Source organism: Streptomyces sp. NPDC005962 (assembly GCF_040629205.1).
In the GTDB taxonomy this organism is placed as follows: Bacteria; Actinomycetota; Actinomycetes; order Streptomycetales; family Streptomycetaceae; genus Streptomyces.
Map to the genome: position 1 here is coordinate 206,510 of NZ_JBEXVE010000008.1, position 16,670 is coordinate 223,179.

Below are 16,670 nucleotides of genomic sequence, written 5' to 3' on the forward strand. Positions count from 1 at the left end.
TCATCGTCCTTCCCGGTCGGAACCGACCGAAGCGTATCCATTCCCACCCGTTGTGCCGTCCACGGCGGCATGACCGCCGGTGGACCCGAAGCCCCCTTCGGCCCGCGCCGACCCGGGAAGCTCCGCCACCTCCTGGAAGCGCACCTTCTCGACCTGCTGGACGACCATCTGGGCGACCCGGTCGTAGCGTTCGAACCGCACGCTCTCGCGCGGGTCGAGGTTGACCACGATCACCTTGATCTCTCCACGGTACCCGGCATCGATGGTCCCCGGGGCATTCACCATGGCGACCCCGCAGCGGGCGGCGAGTCCGGACCTCGGATGCACGAAGGCGGCATACCCCTCCGGGAGCGCGATAGACACTCCGGTGGGCAGAACCGCGCGCTCGCCCGGGGCCAGCTCCGCGGCCTCGGTGGTGACGAGGTCGGCACCGGCGTCCCCCGGGTGGGCATACCCCGGGATCGGCACCTGGGGGTCCACCCTGCGGATCAGCACGTCCACCGGTACGGGAGTCACGGATTCACCTCGACTGCGCGCGCGGCCTTCGCCTGATCCGGACCGGCGAGCGCCGCGTTGTTCTCCTCCGGCCGGTCGTCCTTGGTGAAGTGGTCGGCCCGCAGCTCTATGAAGAGGGCCTCCGCGCGCACCGCGACGGGCCCCTCGGGGTCCCCGATACGGCCCGTGGCCGCGCAGTAGAGCTTGCGGCCGTGCACGGCGGTCGCCCGTGCCTCCAGGTGCAGGACGGTGCCGACGGGCACCGGCCGGGCGAAGTCCGTCTCCAGCCGCCCGGTCACCGCGTTCACGCGCTGCATCCAGTTGAGCGCGCCCAGCATCTCGTCCAGCGCCGCGCTCAGCATCCCTCCGTGGGCCAGGCCCGGCGCCCCCTGGTGGGCGGGGTGCACCTCGAACTCGGCGGTGACGCCGACGCCCTCTCCGGCGCGGGCCCGCATGCGCAGGCCGTTCGCCTGGTCACCGCAGCCGAAACAGTGCTCGTTGTGGGCGTCGAGAGGCTCCCCGGGCGCGGGCGCGCCGGGGTGGCGCACGGGTGCCGTGGCGCCGTCCGGCGGCTTCAGCACTGTCGTTGTTCCACTCACAACGGCTGACCTTACCCGCGAGAACAGCCCCGGCAGGCGGCCATGCCAAGCTGATACGCATGCAGCCTTACGACGAACGTCTGACCGCGCCCCGTTCATGGTGGTTCATCGCGTTTCTGATCGGGCTCGCGACGGCGTTGATCATGCTGCCGTTCGGAACGCTGCCGATGCTCGGCGGGCTGATCGGAGGCGGGGCACTGGCCTGTGTCGCGGTGAGTTCGTACGGCTCGGCCCGGGTGCGGGTGGTGGCGGGCTCCCTGGTGGCGGGAGAGGCCAGGATTCCGGTGTCGGCGCTCGGGGCCGCCGAGGTGCTGGACGCCGCCGAGGCGGCCGCCTGGCGGTCGTACAAGGCCGATCCGCGGGCCTTCATGCTGCTGCGGAGCTACATCCCGACCGCGCTGCGGGTCGAGGTCACCGATCCGCAGGACCCGACGCCGTACGTGTACGTCTCCACCCGGGACCCGGAGGGCCTGGCGGCGGCACTGACGGCCGTACGCGCCTAGGAGGCGTCCTGGGTGCTCGGGGACGGGGGGAGGGCGTCCCAGGGCACCTGACGGTCGCGCAGATCCTTGCGGATCTTGCGCGCGAGTCTCTTGGTGTCGCGCCGGTTCATCGAGGCGCCGATGGCCGCGCCGACCATGAAGGGCGCGAGGACGGGCAGATTCCGGAAGCTCCGTCTCAGTACCTGCTGGCGCAGCTCCCGCTTCATCCGGACGTTCAGCGCGGCGTTGACGCTGGCGGGGATGGTGGGGTCGACGCCACGCTCCTCGGCCCACGCCGCGAGGTAGACGGTGGCCCGCTGCCGTACGGTCCCGGGCGCGCGCACCCCGTAGACCTCGTGCAGCTCGGCGATGAGCTTGAACTCTATGGACGCCACGCCGACGATCTCGGCGGCCAGCTCGGTGGGCATGGCGGGCGGGGTTGGCAGCATCGCCGCGGCACCGACGCCCGCGCCCACGGTGGAGGTGCCGTTCGCCGCACCCGCCACCAGTTTGTCCGCGATCTCCTCCGGGCCGAGCCCGGGGAACTGTTTGCGGAGTGCGGCGAGGTCGCGGACCGGAATGCGCGGTGCGTTCGCCACGATCCGGTCGGCGACCGCGTATACCCCCGCCCGCGCACGGTCACCGCCCTGCCGCACGCCACGGCCGAGGGCGGCCGCGAGCGAGGCCGCCCGGCCTCGCTCGACATGCGCCTCGTCCGCCTCTTTCCCGCCGCCGTGCCCTTGGTTCACGTCGCCGCGCCCTTGGTTCACGTCGCCGCGCCCCTCGTTCACGCCGTCGTGCTCCGCGTCCACGCCTGGCCTGCGGCTCAGGCCGCGCAGTCGCGGCAGATCGGCTGGCCGTTCTTGGTCTCGGCGGCCAGCTGGCTGCGGTGGTGCACGAGGAAGCAGGTCATGCAGGTGAACTCGTCTGCCTGGCGGGGCAGCACCCGGACGGACAACTCCTCATTGGAGAGATCCGCACCGGGTAGTTCCAGGCCCTCGGCCTGCTCGAACTCGTCGACGTCGACGGTGGACGCGGACTTGTCGTTCCGCCGGGCCTTGAGTTCCTCGATGCTGTCCTCGTTGACGTCATCGTCGGTCTTGCGTGGGGTGTCGTAATCCGTTGCCATGTCGCTCTCCCCCTCTGGGTGTCTGCGGTGTCTCAGCGCTCGTAACGCGTGAGAGGCCGGACTTGTGCCCGACCTGAGGCGGAGATTTTGCCTCACATCAAGGTCTGTTACTCAATCGACACCCAACCGCACCCCTGAAGAGGTGATCGGGTTGGATGGCCATCGGGACCGTACACGGTCCGAATGTCGCACTCTCATGCGCCATGACGTGTACTTCCCGTGATCAGGGTGCCTGAAAACCCGGATTTTTACGGCTTTCCGGCAACCGGCACGATCACGCAGAGTGTATGGCTTGAATATCGCCCATGTGATCGATCACACACGATACTGGCGGTGGGCGGATCACGAAAATTCCGCCCAAAGCGAACACCCCACGAGGGTACTCCCGCTTTCGCCGTTCCGCGCTCAGACCGGGAGCATCACCCGCATCACCAGGCCACCACCCTCCCGCGGCTCGGCCGCGATGCGCCCGCCGTGGGCGCGCGCCACCGAGCGGGCGATCGAAAGACCGAGGCCCACGCCCTTGTCGCTGCCCGTGCGCTCGGTACGGAGCCTGCGGAAGGGTTCGAAGATGTTGTCCATCTCGTACGCCGGGATCACCGGTCCGGTGTTCGCGACCACCAGCAGCGCCTGCCCCTGCCGTACCTCGGTGGTCACCTCCACCCAGCCGTGGTCCGGGACGTTGTAGCGCACCGCGTTCTGCACCAGGTTCAGCGCGATCCGCTCCAGCAGCACCCCGTTGCCCTGGACCACCGCGGCCGCCCGGTCGCCCCGGATCTCCACCCCCTTGGCCTGGGCCTCGGCCCGGACCTGTTCCAGGGCCTGGGAGGCGACCTCGGCGAGGTCCACCGGCTTGCGGTCGACGATCTCGTTGTCGCTGCGGGCCAGCAGCAGCAGACCCTCCACCAGCTGCTCGCTGCGCTCGTTGGTGGCCAGCAGGGTCTTGCCGAGCTGGACCAGCTCCGGGGAGGCCTGCGGATCGGACAACTGCACCTCCAGCAGGGTGCGGTTGATCGCCAGCGGGGTGCGCAGCTCGTGCGAGGCATTGGCGACGAAGCGCTGCTGGGCGGTGAACGCCCGGTCCAGCCGCTCCAGCATCTCGTCGAAGGTGTCCGCGAGCTCCTTCAGCTCGTCGTCCGGCCCGTCGAGCTCGATCCGGCGGGAGAGGTCCGAGCCCGCCACCTGACGCGCCGTACGGGTGATGCGGCCCAGCGGCGAGAGCACCCGCCCGGCCATCGCGTAGCCGAACGCGAACGCGACCACGGCCAGCCCCAGCAGCGCCAGCAGCGAGCGGCGCAGCAGCCCGTCCAGGGCGTAGTCGCGCTGCTGGGACATGCACTGGGCCACCGCCCGGTTGAACGCGTCGTTGTTGCCCTGGCTGGGCAGATGGCAGGTGCCGGAGGGCTTGTAGTCGATCCGCACGATCTGCAGCGGGAACTCGCTGCCCCGGCGGATGGCGTCGGCCGCCAGCAGGTAGATGATCGTCAGCAGCACCACACCGGCGATCAGGAACATCCCGCCGTACAGCAGGGTGAGCCGTATCCGGATGGTGGGGCGCAGCCAGGGGTTGGGCGGCGAGGAGTGCTGCGGGTCCCAGCTGGGCTTGGGCGGGGCCGCCGGCGGCAGCGGAGTCGTGGCCATGCCCGGTCAGATCCGGTAGCCCGAGCCGGGGACCGTGACGATCACCGCGGGCTCGCCGAGCTTGCGGCGCAGCGTCATGACGGTCACCCGGACAACGTTGGTGAACGGGTCGGTGTTCTCGTCCCAGGCCTTCTCCAGCAGCTGCTCGGCGGAGACCACCGCGCCCTCGCTGCGCATGAGCACCTCCAGCACCGCGAACTCCTTCGGCGCCAGCTGGATCTCCTTGCCGTCCCGGAACACCTCGCGGCGGTTGGGGTCCAGCTTGATCCCGGACCGCTCCAGGACCGGCGGCAGGGCGACGGTGGTACGGCGGCCGAGCGCCCGCACCCGGGCGATCAGCTCGCTGAAGGCGAACGGCTTGGGGAGGTAGTCGTCGGCGCCGATCTCCAGCCCCTCGACGCGATCACTGACGTCGCCGGAGGCGGTGAGCATCAGGACGCGGGTGGGCATGCCGAGTTCGACGATCTTGCGGCACACGTCGTCACCGTGGACGAGCGGCAGGTCACGGTCGAGGACCACGACGTCGTAGTCGTTGACGGCGATGCGCTCCAGGGCGGCGGCACCGTCATACACGACGTCGACAGCCATGGCCTCCCGGCGCAGTCCGGTGGCCACCGCGTCGGCGAGCAGCTGCTCGTCCTCGACGACGAGTACACGCACGTCGTTCGTCCTTCCGTCATGGCCGCGGCGGGTTCGTGGCCGCGGCGGACTCTCCTGCGCCACAGCGGGCGTGATCTGGCCGGACGCGATGAGCGTTCGGCGCCTCCATCCTGCCTCGAAGTCTCATAAACCGGCGGTAAGAGGTTCCGGGGCCTCGGCTGCGGTCTCGGCGGCAGCACTCGGTGGCGGCCCCGATGGCAGCACCGATGGCGGGCTTTTTCAAGATCGTTGAGAAACTTTTGGTGCCGGAGGTTTCCGCTCCGAGTGGGGCGGGGAGGACGACTGCACACCCCGCGATCACGCCCTGTATGTGGCTATCCCATGAGCCGCTGCCACCCTCAGGGATTCACGTACGTGATCGCTCCCGCCGTCGGCACACCCCCGTGCCACCGACCCACGACGAGGGGGCGCACCATGGACGCGTTCACCACCGGTATTCTGCAGCGTATAGAGACCACCCAGTCCGATCTGACCCGCGCCCGCGAGACGGGCGACGAGTTCCTCGCCGATGTGGAGCTGGCGGAGCTGGAAGACCTCCGCCGACTGGCTGCCGAACACGGCGTCGAAGTAAGCGCCGCCTGATCCAGGCTGCTTGATCCAGTGCGCCGCCCGATGTTGTTCCCGGCGGCTTGATAACCCGGTGTGACGGAGACGATCCAGCTCCGGTGCGCCTACATATGACGCACAACCAGCACAATCCACGCCGAAGCGCCCCGGTGCCCTCATGGCACCGGGGCGCTTCGCGTGCGCGGAGTCGTGCCCCGGGGAATCTGCTCAGTCGTGCCAGGCGCCCAGGTCCTCCAGCAGCGCCCGCAGCGGCTCGAAGAGGCCGGGGGCAGCGGCGACGGTCAGCTCCGTCGAGGCGGGTATGCCCGGCCGTCCGCCGGTGAGCGCGCCCGCCTCGCGGGCTATGAGGTCACCGGCCGCGTAGTCCCAGGGGTTGAGCCCGCGCTCGTAGTACGCGTTGAGCCTGCCGCAGGCCACGTCGCACAGGTCGATGGCGGCCGATCCGCCGCGCCGGATATCGCGCACCTGGGGCAGCAGCTCATGAAGGACCCTGGCCTGCCCGATGCGGCGCTCGCGCACATAGCCGAAGCCGGTGCCGATCAGCGCCTGCTCGAAGGGGGGCGCGGGGCGTACCTGCACGCGCTCCCCGTCCAGGTACGCGCCCTGGCCGAGCACCGCGTGGTACGTCTCGCCGCGCATCGGCGCCGCCACCACACCGGCGACCGTCTCGCCGTCCCGTTCGACGGCGATGCTGACCGCCCAGGACGGGAGGCCGTAGAGGTAGTTCACGGTGCCGTCGATCGGGTCGATCACCCAGCGGACACCGCTGCTGCCCTCGCTGTTCGCGCCCTCCTCGCCCAGCACCCCGTCCTGCGGGCGGTGCCGGGCGATGAAGTCGGTGATCAGCTTCTCGGAGGCGACGTCCATCTCGGTGACGACGTCGATCGGACTGGACTTGGTGGCGGCCACGCCGAGATCGGCCGGACGGCCGTCGCGCAGCAGGTCCCCGGCCCTGCGGGCGACCTCCAGGGCGAGATCGAGCAGTTCGGCGTTGAGCGAGTCGGTCATTGTGCTCCTTAGCGGATTACCCGTTGCGTACTGCGTGTGCGCGTGCGGCGGCCCTGGAGACCCGCCGGACCGTCGTCGAGATCCGCCGGACCGGCGCCCCGGTCGGCTAGTCGGCTCCGGCGGCGGCCGGACGCGGCGAGCGGGCCGGACAGCAGCCCACCGGGCAGAGGTCGTGGCCGGGGCCCAGCGCGCCCAGCGCACAGCGCTCGGGGGCCGCCGGGGCCTCCCCGGCGGCGAACCGCTCGGTGGCCGCGCGCTCCAGCAGCAGATCGCGCACCGCCGCCGCGAACCGCGGATCGGCGCCCACCGTCGAGGCCCGGGCGACCGGCAGGCCCAGGTCGGCCGCCTTGGCCGCCGCCTCGGTGTCCAGGTCGTACTTGACCTCCATGTGGTCCGAGACGAAGCCGATCGGAACCATCACGGCGGCGGGCACCCCCTCGCCGTGCAGCTCCTCCAGGTGGTCGCAGATGTCCGGCTCCAGCCAGGGGATGTGCGGGGCGCCGCTGCGGGACTGGTAGACCAGCCGCCAGGGGTGGTCGGCGCCGGTCTCCTCGCGCACCGCCTCGGCGATCAGCCGGGCGACGTCGAGGTGCTGGGCGACGTACGCACCGCCCTCGCCGTGCTGCTCTACGGGTCCGGAGGTGTCCGCGGCGGCGGTCGGGATGGAGTGGGTGGTGAAGGCGAGGCGGGCGCCCGCCCGCAGCCCCTCGGGCAGCTCGGCGAGCGCGGCGAGCGTCGCGTCCACCATGGGCCGGACGAAGCCGGGGTGGTTGAAGTAGTGCCGCAGCTTGTCCACGCGCGGCAGCGGCAGCCCCTCGCCCTCCAGGGCGGCGAGCGCGTCCGCGAGGTTCTCGCGGTACTGGCGGCAGCCCGAGTACGAGGCGTACGCGCTGGTGGCGAGCACCGCGATGCGGCGGTGGCCGTCGGCGACCATCTCGCGCAGGGTGTCGGTCAGATACGGGGCCCAGTTGCGGTTGCCCCAGTAGACCGGCAGGTCCAGCCCGTGCTCGGCGAAGTCCTTGCGCAGCGCGTGCAGCAGCTCGCGGTTCTGCGCGTTGATCGGGCTGACGCCGCCGAACAGGAAGTAGTGCTGCCCGACTTCCCTGAGCCGCTCCCGGGGGATGCCCCGCCCCCGCGTGACGTTCTCCAGGAACGGCACGACGTCCTCCGGGCCCTCCGGCCCGCCGAAGGAGAGCAACAGCAGGGCGTCGTACGGAGCGGGGGATGTCTGCGCTGACTGTTCGGGCATGGTCCCGATCCTGCCACCAGCCCCGGACCGGCGGGAAATGCCCCTGTGCGGGCCCCTGGGCGACCGTAAGCTGTATCAGCTTCGACGTTCCTTACCCCGGCTCCGCCGACCTGCTTTCCCCCTCTTCAGCACTCCTCCCACCATCCCGTCCCGCCGCTCTGCCAGCCCGCGGAGGCCCCTGCCATGCCCGGACCCGGTCCGTACCGTGTGATCTTCGCCGCCCCCGGCGCCAAGGCGTTCTCCGTGGCCGGGTTCATCGCGCGGATGCCCGTGGCCATGACGAGCATCGGCGTGGTCACGATGGTCTCCCAACTCACCGGCCGGTACGGGCTGGCCGGTGCGCTGGCGGCGACCCTCGCGCTCTCCGTCGCCGTCATCGGCCCGCAGATCTCCCGGCTGGTCGACCGGTACGGGCAGCGCCGGGTGCTGCGCCCCGCGGCCCTCATCACCCTCGCCTCGCTGGCCGGGCTGCTGCTGGCGGCCCACCGGGGCTGGCCGGACTGGACGCTGTTCGCGTTCGCCGCCACGGCCGGATGTGTGCCGAGCGTCGGGTCCATGGTGCGGGCCCGCTGGGCGGCGATCCACCGGGACGCCCCGCGCGAACTGCACGCCGCGTACTCCTGGGAGGCCATCGTCGACGAGGTCTGCTTCATCCTCGGCCCGGTGATCTCGATCGGGCTCTCCACCTCCTGGTTCCCGGAGGCGGGTCCGCTCGTCGCCGCGGGCTTCCTGGCCGTCGGCGTCTTCTGGCTCACCTCGCAGCGGGCCACCGAGCCCGCCCCGCATCCGCGCGGGACACACACCGGCGGCTCCGCGCTGCGCTCGCGCGCGCTCCAAGTGCTGGTCCTGACCTTCATAGCGGTCGGCACGATCTTCGGGGCGGTCGACGTGGCGACCGTGGCCTACGCCGAGGACCAGGGTCACAAGGGGGCGGCGAGCCTGGTCCTGGCGGTGTACGCGCTGGGCTCGTGCGGGGCGGGAGCCGTCTTCGGACTGCTGTCGCTCAAAAGATCACTCTCTTTCCGCTGGTTGCTGGGTATTTGTGCGATGACCGTGAGTATGATCCCCCTCCAACTGGTCGGGAACCTCTCGTTTCTGGCCGTGGCGCTCTTTGTCGCGGGCCTGGCCGTCGCACCGACGATGGTCACGACCATGGCCCTCGTCGAACAGCACGTACCACGCGCGCACCTGACCGAGGGCATGACCTGGGTGAGCACCGGGCTCATGGTCGGGGTGGCGCTCGGCTCGTCGGCCACCGGAGGGGTGGTGGACGCCGCCGGGGCCCGCGCGGGGTACGCGGTGCCGGCCGTGGCCGGGGCGCTCGCGGCGGCGGTGGCGTTCCTCGGGTACCGCCGGCTCCGGCCGGCGCCACAGCGGGAGGGGTCAGGTCCGGATGGCCGTCAAGACCGTAAGAACCGAGCGGAACAGCGTGTGGCGTAACTGGGCGGGGAACGTCATCGCCCGTCCGGTACGGAGCGTGGCCCCCTCCTCCACCCAGGAGCTGGCCGAGGCGGTGCGCCAGGCCGTGGCGGACGGGCTGCGGGTCAAGGCGGTGGGCACCGGCCACTCGTTCACCACCACGGCCGCCACCGACGGCGTGCTGATACGCCCGGACCGCCTGGTCGGCGTGCGGGAGGTGGACCGGGAGGCGGGCACGGTGACCGTCGCGGCGGGCACCTCGCTGCGTCAGCTGAACGAGACCCTGTCGGCCGCCGGTCTGTCGCTGGCCAACATGGGCGACATCATGGAGCAGACGGTGGCCGGGGCCATCTCCACCGGCACCCACGGGACGGGACGCGACAGCGCCTCGATCGCCGCCCAGATCAAGGCCCTGGAGCTGGTCACGGCGGACGGCTCGGTGCTCCACTGCTCGGCGACCGAGCACCCGGAGATCTTCGCGGCCGCCCGGGTCGGCCTCGGCGCGCTGGGCGTGGTCACCGCGATCACCTTCGGAGTGGAGCGGGAGTTCCTGCTCACTGCGCGCGAGGAGCCGATGCCCTTCGAGCAGGTGATGACCGACTTCGAACAACTCGTCGCCGAGAACGAGCACTTCGAGTTCTACTGGTTCCCGCACACCGGCAACTGCAACACCAAGCGCAACAACCGCAGCACCGGCCCCGCCTCCCCCGTCGGCCGGGTCAGCGGCTGGGTGGACGACGAACTGCTGTCCAACGGCATCTTCCAGGTGGCCTGCACGGTGGGCCGGGCGGTCCCCGCCACCATTCCCGGGATCGCGAAGATCTCCAGCCGCGCCCTGTCCGCCCGTACGTACACGGACATCCCTTACAAAGTCTTCACCAGCCCGCGCCGGGTCCGCTTCCTGGAGATGGAGTACGCGGTGCCGCGCGAGGCCGCCGTCCCGGCGCTGCGCGAACTCAAGGCGACCGTCGAGCGGTCGGGGCTGCGGGTCAGCTTCCCGGTGGAGGTGCGGACCGCGCCCGCCGACGACATCCCGCTGTCCACCGCCTCCGGCCGGGACACCGCGTACATCGCCGTCCACCTCTACCGGGGCACCCCGCACCGGGCGTACTTCACGGCCGCCGAGCAGATCATGACCGCGCACGGCGGACGCCCCCACTGGGGCAAGCTGCACAGCCGTGAGGCCGCGTATCTGTCCGGGGTCTATCCGCGGTTCGGGGAGTTCACCGCGCTGCGCGACCGGCTCGACCCGGACCGGGTGTTCGGCAACGACTACCTGCGGCGGGTGCTCGGCGGCTGAGGGGGCCGGACGGACGCGCGGCCCCTCCCGCCGTCGCGTGTCCCGCCCTCGCGTGGACATTCGTTCCCGCCCACAGGGGGAAGCGGACTATAAGCGAAGCGGATCGTTCCGATTCTGACGTTTCTGTGAAAGTTGCCATCCATATTGCGCTCCGCTTCGGAGGATTCGGCGCCGGATCACCACGCCACGCCCGAACTCCGCTGGCGCGCCGCTCCACCCGGGCGGCCCGAATGGAGTACTGTGGCGAGCCCTGGCCCCGCTTTCCCGTCCGGCCGCCCGGACCCAACGGGAGGGGGCAGAGGGCGGCAACGAACGGGCCCGGGCAACTCGGCAAAGTTGTGGCAGGCTGCACCCGGGCAGGCCACACTCGTCTAGCGGGAGAGCAGCGACGCAACCGTGACGTCGGCAGGCACCACCCGGGAGGTCCCCATGCCCGAACTGCGTGTCGTGGCCGTCAGCAACGACGGCACACGGCTGGTGCTCAAGGCTGCGGACAGCACGGAGTACACACTTCCCATCGACGAGCGCCTCCGCGCCGCGGTGCGCAACGACCGTGCTCGGCTCGGCCAGATCGAGATCGAGGTCGAGAGCCATCTCCGGCCCCGTGACATCCAGGCCCGTATACGCGCCGGCGCCACGGCCGAAGAGGTCGCGCAGATGGCCGGCATCCCCGTCGACCGTGTGCGCCGCTTCGAGGGCCCGGTGCTGGCGGAGCGCGCGTTCATGGCCGAGCGCGCCCGTAAGACACCCGTGCGCCGCCCCGGCGAGAACACCGGACCGCAGCTCGGCGAGGCCGTGGCGGAGCGGCTGCTGCTGCGCGGCGCCGAGAAGGACACCGCGCAGTGGGACTCGTGGCGGCGTGACGACGGCACCTGGGAGGTGCTGCTGGTCTACCGGGTCGCCGGTGAGCCGCACTCGGCGAGCTGGACCTACGACCCGCCCCGGCGGCTGGTCCAGGCCGTGGACGACGAGGCGCGGACGCTCATCGGTGAGGCCGACGACACCCCGGAGCCCAGCTTCCCCTTCGTGCCGCGCATCGCCCGGCTGCCCCGCGACCGGGACAGAGACCGGGACCGGGACCGGGGGACGTACTCCGAGTACGGCGACGACGAGGGCGAATCCGCCCTGCCGACACCGGCGTCCGCCTCGATGGACGACGGCCTCGGCGGCGAGCGCGACTCGCTGACCAGCCTGCTAGAGGCCGTGCCCAACTTCCGCGGTGACATGGTCGTGCCCGAGGCACCGGTCGTGGCGCCACCACCGCCGCCGGACGACCCGGTGGAGGAGGCCGAGACCGTCGAGCCGCCCGCCCCGGCGGCGAGCGCGGGTTCGGCGTACGCGGATGTACTGATGCCCCGTGCGGTCGCGGGCCACCGCGACCGGCTGACCGGTACGACGGACCGCCAGGCCGAGGCGGACGGTGTCCGTCCGGGCCGCCGGGCCGCGGTGCCGAGCTGGGACGAGATCGTCTTCGGCACGCGCCGCAAGAAGCAGGAGTAGCCGACCCGTTCGGTGCACGCTCCGGGCCCCGCCACCGCAGGTCGGTGACGGGGCCCGGAGCTTTTCGCTCGGCGGTTCCGCGGCGGTTCAGCCGGGCTGAGGGCCGGTGGCCACCGGACGGCCGCCGTCGGCGGACCACTCGCTCCACGACCCCACGTACAGAGCCGCCGGAATGCCCGCCTCCGCCAGCGCCAGGACCTGGTGCGCGGCCGAGACGCCCGAACCGCAGTACACCCCGACCTCGGTGTCCCCGGTGGCGCCGAAGTCCGCGAAGCGCTCGGCCAGCCGCTCGGCGGGCAGGAGATGGCCGTCGGCGGTGACGTTCTCGGCGGTGGGAGCGGAGACCGCGCCCGGGATATGGCCGCCGACCCGGTCGATCGGCTCGACCTCGCCGCGGTAGCGCTCGCCCGCCCGCGCGTCCAGCAGCACCCCGCGCCGCGCGAGCGCGGCCGCGTCGTCCGCCGTGAGCAGCGGCAGGGCGCCGGGCTCCGGGACGAAGTCGCCCTCGGGCTCGTCCGGGAGGTCGGTGGTCAGCCCGCCACCGGCCGCGGTCCAGGCGGGCAGACCGCCGTCGAGTACGCGTACGTCGGGATGGCCCGCCCAGCGGAGAAGCCACCAGGCGCGCGCCGCCGCCCACCCCTGTCCGCCGTCGTACGCCACCACGCGCCGGTCCCGGCCGACCCCGGCCCGGCGCATCGCGGCCGCGAACGCGGAAAGATCGGGCAGCGGATGGCGTCCGGCCGACCCTGCCGGGCTCGCCAGCTCGGTGTCGAGATCGACGTACACGGCGCCGGGCAGATGTCCGGCCTCGTACGCGGGGCGGCCGGGAGGGCCGCCGAGCTGCCAGCGCACGTCCAGCAGAAGCGGGGGGCGCTCCCCCGCCAGCGCGTTCATGAGATCAGGTGCGGTGATGATGGCATTCATGGGAACCATCCTTGCGTAGATGCCCCTGCGATGTTTGGACCCCCCGATCACCCACCGCACAGCCGATGGACACTCAACGGCAAGCAAAGCGAAACGGATGTGCGGCAATAAATGGGTCATTCTTCCTCCGGGGCGCGCATCGTGCGGCGCGGCCGGGGCGCTTGCTGCGGCAGGTGGTGCAAATATCGTTCGGGCCCCCCACATCAGCACCTCCGCACCACTGCCCCGCGCCGCCGACCGGCCCGGGGCCGCACGGCCACGACGATGGTCCGAGGAGAGAGTGACGTATGACCGAGGCAGCGACTCGGCACACACCGGGCACGCCCTGCTGGACGAGTTTGATGGTGCACAGCCTTTCCGCGACACAGGACTTCTACCACGCCCTGTTCGACTGGGAGTTCGCCCCGGGGCCACAGCAGCTCGGCGCGTACGTCCGCGCCCTGCGGGATGGGCGGCCGGTCGCCGGGCTGGGCGAACTCCCTCCGGAACGACAGCTTCCGGTCTCCTGGTTGACCTATCTGTCCTCGAACGACGCCGACGAGACGGCGGAGATGATCCGCGCCTGCGGCGGCACCGTCGCCGTGGGCCCGCTGGACGCGGATGAGGCGGGCCGGATGCTGATCGCCGCCGATCCGGAGGGCGCCGTGTTCGGCGTATGGCAGGAGGACGAACACGCCGCCCAGCGACAGACGGGAGCACCGGGCACCCCGGTCTGGCACGAGCTGACGGCCCGCGAGTCCGGGGCGGTCGCGAAGTTCTACCAGATGGTCTTCGGCTACGAACCGGGTGCCGCGGAGAGCACGCCGTCGCCCGACCCCGGCCGCCGGACCCTGCATCTGGCCGGGCGGCCGGTATGCGCGATCCGGAGCGTGGGCCGGGCGTTGCCCCGCGACCGGGGCGCGCACTGGATGACCCACTTCGCGGTGGCGGACGTGGACGAAGCGGTGCGCCGGGTGGCCGAGTTGGGCGGCCGGGTGGTCGAGCCGCCGTCGGACGGTCCGACCGGGCGCGCGGCCCTGGTCATGGACCGGGAGGGGGCGGCCTTCACGGTCGTGCGGGCCGCCGGGACCTAAGAGCTCGGGAGTTCAGAGAATCTTCGGCGCGGCGACGGCTCGGGCGTCGACCGGCAGCACATCGGGTGACAGGCTGGCGGCCCGCGCGCCGGCGGCCGTCATCCGGCGCCGGTGGTGGCGGCGGCACAGCACCTCGTAACCCACCTCGCTCTCCGGCCGGTTGACGTCCCCTACGACGACCTGGGCGCCCTCGACGACCATCTCGCCGCCGACCGTACGGGCGTTGTGCGTCGCCCGGGCGCCGCACCAGCACAACGCCTCGACCTGGAGCACCTCCACCCGGTCCGCGAGTTCGACCAGCCGCTGGGAGCCGGGGAAGAGCTTGCTGCGGAAGTCGGTGGTGATGCCGAAGGCGAAGACGTCCAGTTCCAGGTCGTCGACGATGCGGGCGAGTTGGTCGATCTGGAGCGGGGTGAGGAACTGCGCCTCGTCCACGATGACGTAGTCGGCGCGGCCCCCGGCCGTCAGTACGCCGACCACATGGGCGTAGAAGTCCAGGTCCTCGACGGCCTCGACGGCCTCGGTGACCAGTCCGAGCCGTGAGGAGAGCTTGCCGTGGCCCGCCCGGTCGTCCCGGGCGTAGATCATCCCCTGGAGCCCGCGGGCCGAGCGGTTGTGCTCGATCTGCAGAGCCAGCGTGCTCTTTCCGCAGTCCATGGTTCCGGAGAAGAACACCAGCTCGGGCATGGGGGTGGTGGAGCCTTTCGTACGGGAGGGGCGATGGTAAGAGGGCCGTGCGGGGCAACGCGGGCGCTCAGGAGCGTACTTCGAGCAGCGGGACGAGCTGCTCCACCGGGGTCATCGAACCGTGCAGCCCGACCATCGCGGACTCCTTCGGCTCGGTCTCCGAGGCGACGATCGCGACATCGTCGCGGGCGGCGGCCACGATGTCGCCGATGCGCCGGTAGACCCGGTCGTCCACGCCGCCGGTGCCTCCGGGCGGCCCGAACCAGCCCGCCTCGATGGCCTCGTCACGCCCGGCCACCCACATCCGCTCCCCCACCACCTCGCGCCAGACGGCGAGCACATCGCCGGCCGCGCCGGGGACCGCGTACAGATGGCGGGCACGGCCCTCGCCGCCCAGCAGCGCGACGCCCGCCCGCAGCTCCCAGTCGGTGTCGAAGTCGAGCCGCGACTCCGGGTCGAAGGGGATGTCGATCATGCCGTGGTCGGCGGTGACGTACAGCGCGGAGCGGGGCGGGAGTTGTTCGGCGAGCCGCCGGGCCAGCCCGTCGACGTAGCGGAGTTGGTCACGCCACTCAGCGGAGTCGACGCCGAAGCGATGACCCTTGCCATCCACTTCGCTGTAGTACGTGTAGACGAGCGAGCGGTCCGCGGCGCCGAGCTGCTCGGCCGCCAGGTCCATCCGCTCCTCGCCGGAGAGCCGCCCGTGGAAGGTGCCGCCACTCAGCGCGATCTTGGTGAGCGGGGTCTCGGCGAAGGTCGGCGCGGAGACCTGGCAGGTGTGCACGCCCGCGGCGTCCGCCAGCTGGAAGACCGTGGGATACGGCTGCCAGGCGTGCGGATCGGTCCAGGGCTGCCAGCGCAGCTGGTTCATCAGCTGGCCGGTGGCGGGGTCGGCCACCGTATAGCCCGGCAGCCCGTGGGCGCCGGGCGGCAGGCCCGTGCCCACGGAGGCGAGCGAGGTCGCGGTGGTGGACGGGAAGCCCGCCGTGAGCGGAGCGCCGGTGCCGTTCATCGAGGAGGACAGCAGCGAGGTCAGAAAGGGCGCCTCGGCAGGGTGGGCGCGCAGCAGCTCCCAGCCCAGGCCGTCGACCAGGAAGACGCAGCCCCGGTCGGCCGGGGCGAGGGCCAGCCCGGACGTCAGCCCGGGAACCTCCTGACCTGCGGCGATCGCGGGCAGCAGATCGGCGAGCGAACCCGTGCCGTAGCGCGGCACGGGAGCGGCGCGGGGGTCGAGCGGCACCGGCTCCGGCCAGGCGGAGTCGGCGGCGGTGGTCGGGCCGGTGACGGAGCCGGGCATCAGCGGCCGGTGTCCGGGGTGGCCGCGGTGGCCTCGGAGAGCGCCTGGGCGAAGGCGAGGGTCTGGCGGACGGTGTCGGGGCCGTCGCCCGCCTCGCTGACCCGCAGGCTCAGGTCGTCGGCGGTGGACGAGCCGGTGTAGCCGTGGTCGGCCTCGCAGTTGGGGTCGCCGCAGGCGGCGGGCTCCAGGTCGAGGCGGTTGACGGCGCCCCAGCCGATGGTCAGCACGACCTCGCGGGGCAGCGTGCCCGGGGTGTACGACTCGGGGTTGGCGACAACCCGGCTGAGCACGACCGAGGAGATCCGCTGGAGCTTCACGGACTCGGTGGAGGTCGTCGCGTACGGCGACGGGGAGGTGCCGTCCGCCGCCTGCTCGTCGGTGTGGCTGACGATGAAGCGGTTTCCGGTGAGGACGAGGACCGTGACATGGCGCCGGACCTCGTTGGCGTCGAACGTGGTCTCCTGATGGACCAGGTATGACACGATCGGCTCGCCGCCCACGGCGGCCTCCACCGCCTCGGCCACGAGTGCCGGGTAATAGCCGCTGCGCTCGATCGCCGCGCGCAGCCCCTGGGTCGTCGTACCGGTCTTCGCCATGGACACCATCCTACGGGGCGGCGCCGACAGCGGCTCCCATGCCT

The 16,670-nt window shown here is 71.8% G+C and carries 18 protein-coding genes; 6 read left to right on the forward strand and 12 right to left on the reverse strand.

What is annotated here, in order from left to right; translation table 11 throughout:
- Both dut and ABZ370_RS16290 read right to left on the reverse strand, forming a co-directional pair.
- Entirely contained in the window at nt 1–516 is a 516-nt protein-coding gene (gene dut / locus ABZ370_RS16285) for a dUTP diphosphatase (protein WP_009714533.1), read from the reverse strand.
- Nucleotides 513–1,094 carry a PaaI family thioesterase gene (locus ABZ370_RS16290; RefSeq protein ID WP_358620692.1) on the reverse strand — a complete coding sequence of 194 codons (582 nt, stop codon included), beginning with the start codon at nt 1,092–1,094 and terminating at the stop codon, nt 513–515. Before ABZ370_RS16290 ends, dut begins: the two co-directional genes overlap by 4 nt.
- Nucleotides 1,095–1,153: 59 nt before the next feature.
- Here ABZ370_RS16290 and ABZ370_RS16295 point away from each other — a divergent pair, with 59 nt between their 5' ends.
- Entirely contained in the window at nt 1,154–1,597 is a 444-nt protein-coding gene (locus tag ABZ370_RS16295) for a DUF3093 domain-containing protein (protein ID WP_358620694.1), read from the forward strand.
- Here ABZ370_RS16295 and ABZ370_RS16300 read toward each other — a convergent pair.
- From ABZ370_RS16300 to ABZ370_RS16315, 4 genes are all read right to left on the reverse strand, one after another.
- A complete protein-coding gene (locus tag ABZ370_RS16300) occupies nt 1,594–2,232 on the reverse strand; it encodes a hypothetical protein (RefSeq protein ID WP_358620934.1) in 639 nt (212 codons plus the stop codon). The genes ABZ370_RS16295 and ABZ370_RS16300 overlap by 4 nt on opposite strands.
- Before the next feature lie 170 nt (nt 2,233–2,402).
- A complete protein-coding gene (locus ABZ370_RS16305; protein WP_123101731.1) occupies nt 2,403–2,705 on the reverse strand; it encodes a DUF4193 domain-containing protein in 303 nt (100 codons plus the stop codon).
- 405 nt (nt 2,706–3,110) lie between these two features.
- Complete coding sequence (locus ABZ370_RS16310) at nt 3,111–4,346, reverse strand: HAMP domain-containing sensor histidine kinase (protein WP_358620696.1); 1,236 nt, start codon at nt 4,344–4,346, stop codon at nt 3,111–3,113.
- Nucleotides 4,347–4,352: 6 nt separating this feature from the next.
- Nucleotides 4,353–5,006: a response regulator transcription factor gene (locus ABZ370_RS16315; RefSeq protein WP_358620699.1), complete on the reverse strand. Its 654-nt coding sequence runs from the start codon at nt 5,004–5,006 to the stop codon at nt 4,353–4,355.
- A gap of 414 nt (nt 5,007–5,420) precedes the next feature.
- Here ABZ370_RS16315 and ABZ370_RS16320 point away from each other — a divergent pair, with 414 nt between their 5' ends.
- Nucleotides 5,421–5,588, forward strand: coding sequence for a hypothetical protein (locus tag ABZ370_RS16320; protein ID WP_358620701.1), 168 nt, complete (start codon nt 5,421–5,423; stop codon nt 5,586–5,588).
- A 192-nt stretch (nt 5,589–5,780) separates the two neighbouring features.
- Here ABZ370_RS16320 and ABZ370_RS16325 read toward each other — a convergent pair whose 3' ends face one another.
- Both ABZ370_RS16325 and ABZ370_RS16330 read right to left on the reverse strand, forming a co-directional pair.
- Nucleotides 5,781–6,581 (reverse strand): inositol monophosphatase family protein, encoded by an 801-nt coding sequence (locus ABZ370_RS16325; RefSeq protein ID WP_358620703.1) that lies wholly within the window; start codon nt 6,579–6,581, stop codon nt 5,781–5,783.
- Between the two features lie 106 nt (nt 6,582–6,687).
- Nucleotides 6,688–7,830, reverse strand: coding sequence for a ferrochelatase (locus ABZ370_RS16330; RefSeq protein WP_358620705.1), 1,143 nt, complete (start codon nt 7,828–7,830; stop codon nt 6,688–6,690).
- A 183-nt stretch (nt 7,831–8,013) separates the two neighbouring features.
- Here ABZ370_RS16330 and ABZ370_RS16335 point away from each other — a divergent pair, with 183 nt between their 5' ends.
- From ABZ370_RS16335 to sepH, 3 genes are all read left to right on the forward strand, one after another.
- A complete protein-coding gene (locus ABZ370_RS16335; protein WP_358620707.1) occupies nt 8,014–9,270 on the forward strand; it encodes an MFS transporter in 1,257 nt (418 codons plus the stop codon).
- Nucleotides 9,224–10,549: a D-arabinono-1,4-lactone oxidase gene (locus ABZ370_RS16340; RefSeq protein WP_358620710.1), complete on the forward strand. Its 1,326-nt coding sequence runs from the start codon at nt 9,224–9,226 to the stop codon at nt 10,547–10,549. The genes ABZ370_RS16335 and ABZ370_RS16340 overlap by 47 nt, the downstream gene beginning before the upstream one ends.
- Before the next feature lie 429 nt (nt 10,550–10,978).
- The gene (sepH, locus tag ABZ370_RS16345) at nt 10,979–12,049 is read left to right on the forward strand and encodes a septation protein SepH (RefSeq protein WP_358620711.1); all 1,071 of its coding nucleotides are present in this window, start codon (nt 10,979–10,981) and stop codon (nt 12,047–12,049) included.
- 87 nt (nt 12,050–12,136) lie between these two features.
- Here the strand turns inward: sepH and ABZ370_RS16350 are convergent, their stop codons facing one another.
- Entirely contained in the window at nt 12,137–12,973 is an 837-nt protein-coding gene (locus ABZ370_RS16350) for a sulfurtransferase (protein WP_358620713.1), read from the reverse strand.
- Between the two features lie 287 nt (nt 12,974–13,260).
- Here ABZ370_RS16350 and ABZ370_RS16355 point away from each other — a divergent pair, with 287 nt between their 5' ends.
- Entirely contained in the window at nt 13,261–14,046 is a 786-nt protein-coding gene (locus ABZ370_RS16355) for a VOC family protein (protein ID WP_358620715.1), read from the forward strand.
- 12 nt (nt 14,047–14,058) lie between these two features.
- Here ABZ370_RS16355 and ABZ370_RS16360 read toward each other — a convergent pair whose 3' ends face one another.
- The 3 genes from ABZ370_RS16360 to ABZ370_RS16370 form a co-directional block, all read right to left on the reverse strand.
- Nucleotides 14,059–14,733: a thymidine kinase gene (locus ABZ370_RS16360; protein ID WP_358620717.1), complete on the reverse strand. Its 675-nt coding sequence runs from the start codon at nt 14,731–14,733 to the stop codon at nt 14,059–14,061.
- A 67-nt stretch (nt 14,734–14,800) separates the two neighbouring features.
- The gene (locus tag ABZ370_RS16365) at nt 14,801–16,030 is read right to left on the reverse strand and encodes a nucleotide pyrophosphatase/phosphodiesterase family protein (protein ID WP_358620720.1); all 1,230 of its coding nucleotides are present in this window, start codon (nt 16,028–16,030) and stop codon (nt 14,801–14,803) included.
- Nucleotides 16,030–16,626 (reverse strand): DUF5998 family protein, encoded by a 597-nt coding sequence (locus tag ABZ370_RS16370; protein WP_063735875.1) that lies wholly within the window; start codon nt 16,624–16,626, stop codon nt 16,030–16,032. Before ABZ370_RS16370 ends, ABZ370_RS16365 begins: the two co-directional genes overlap by 1 nt.
- Nucleotides 16,627–16,670: the final 44 nt, after the last annotated feature.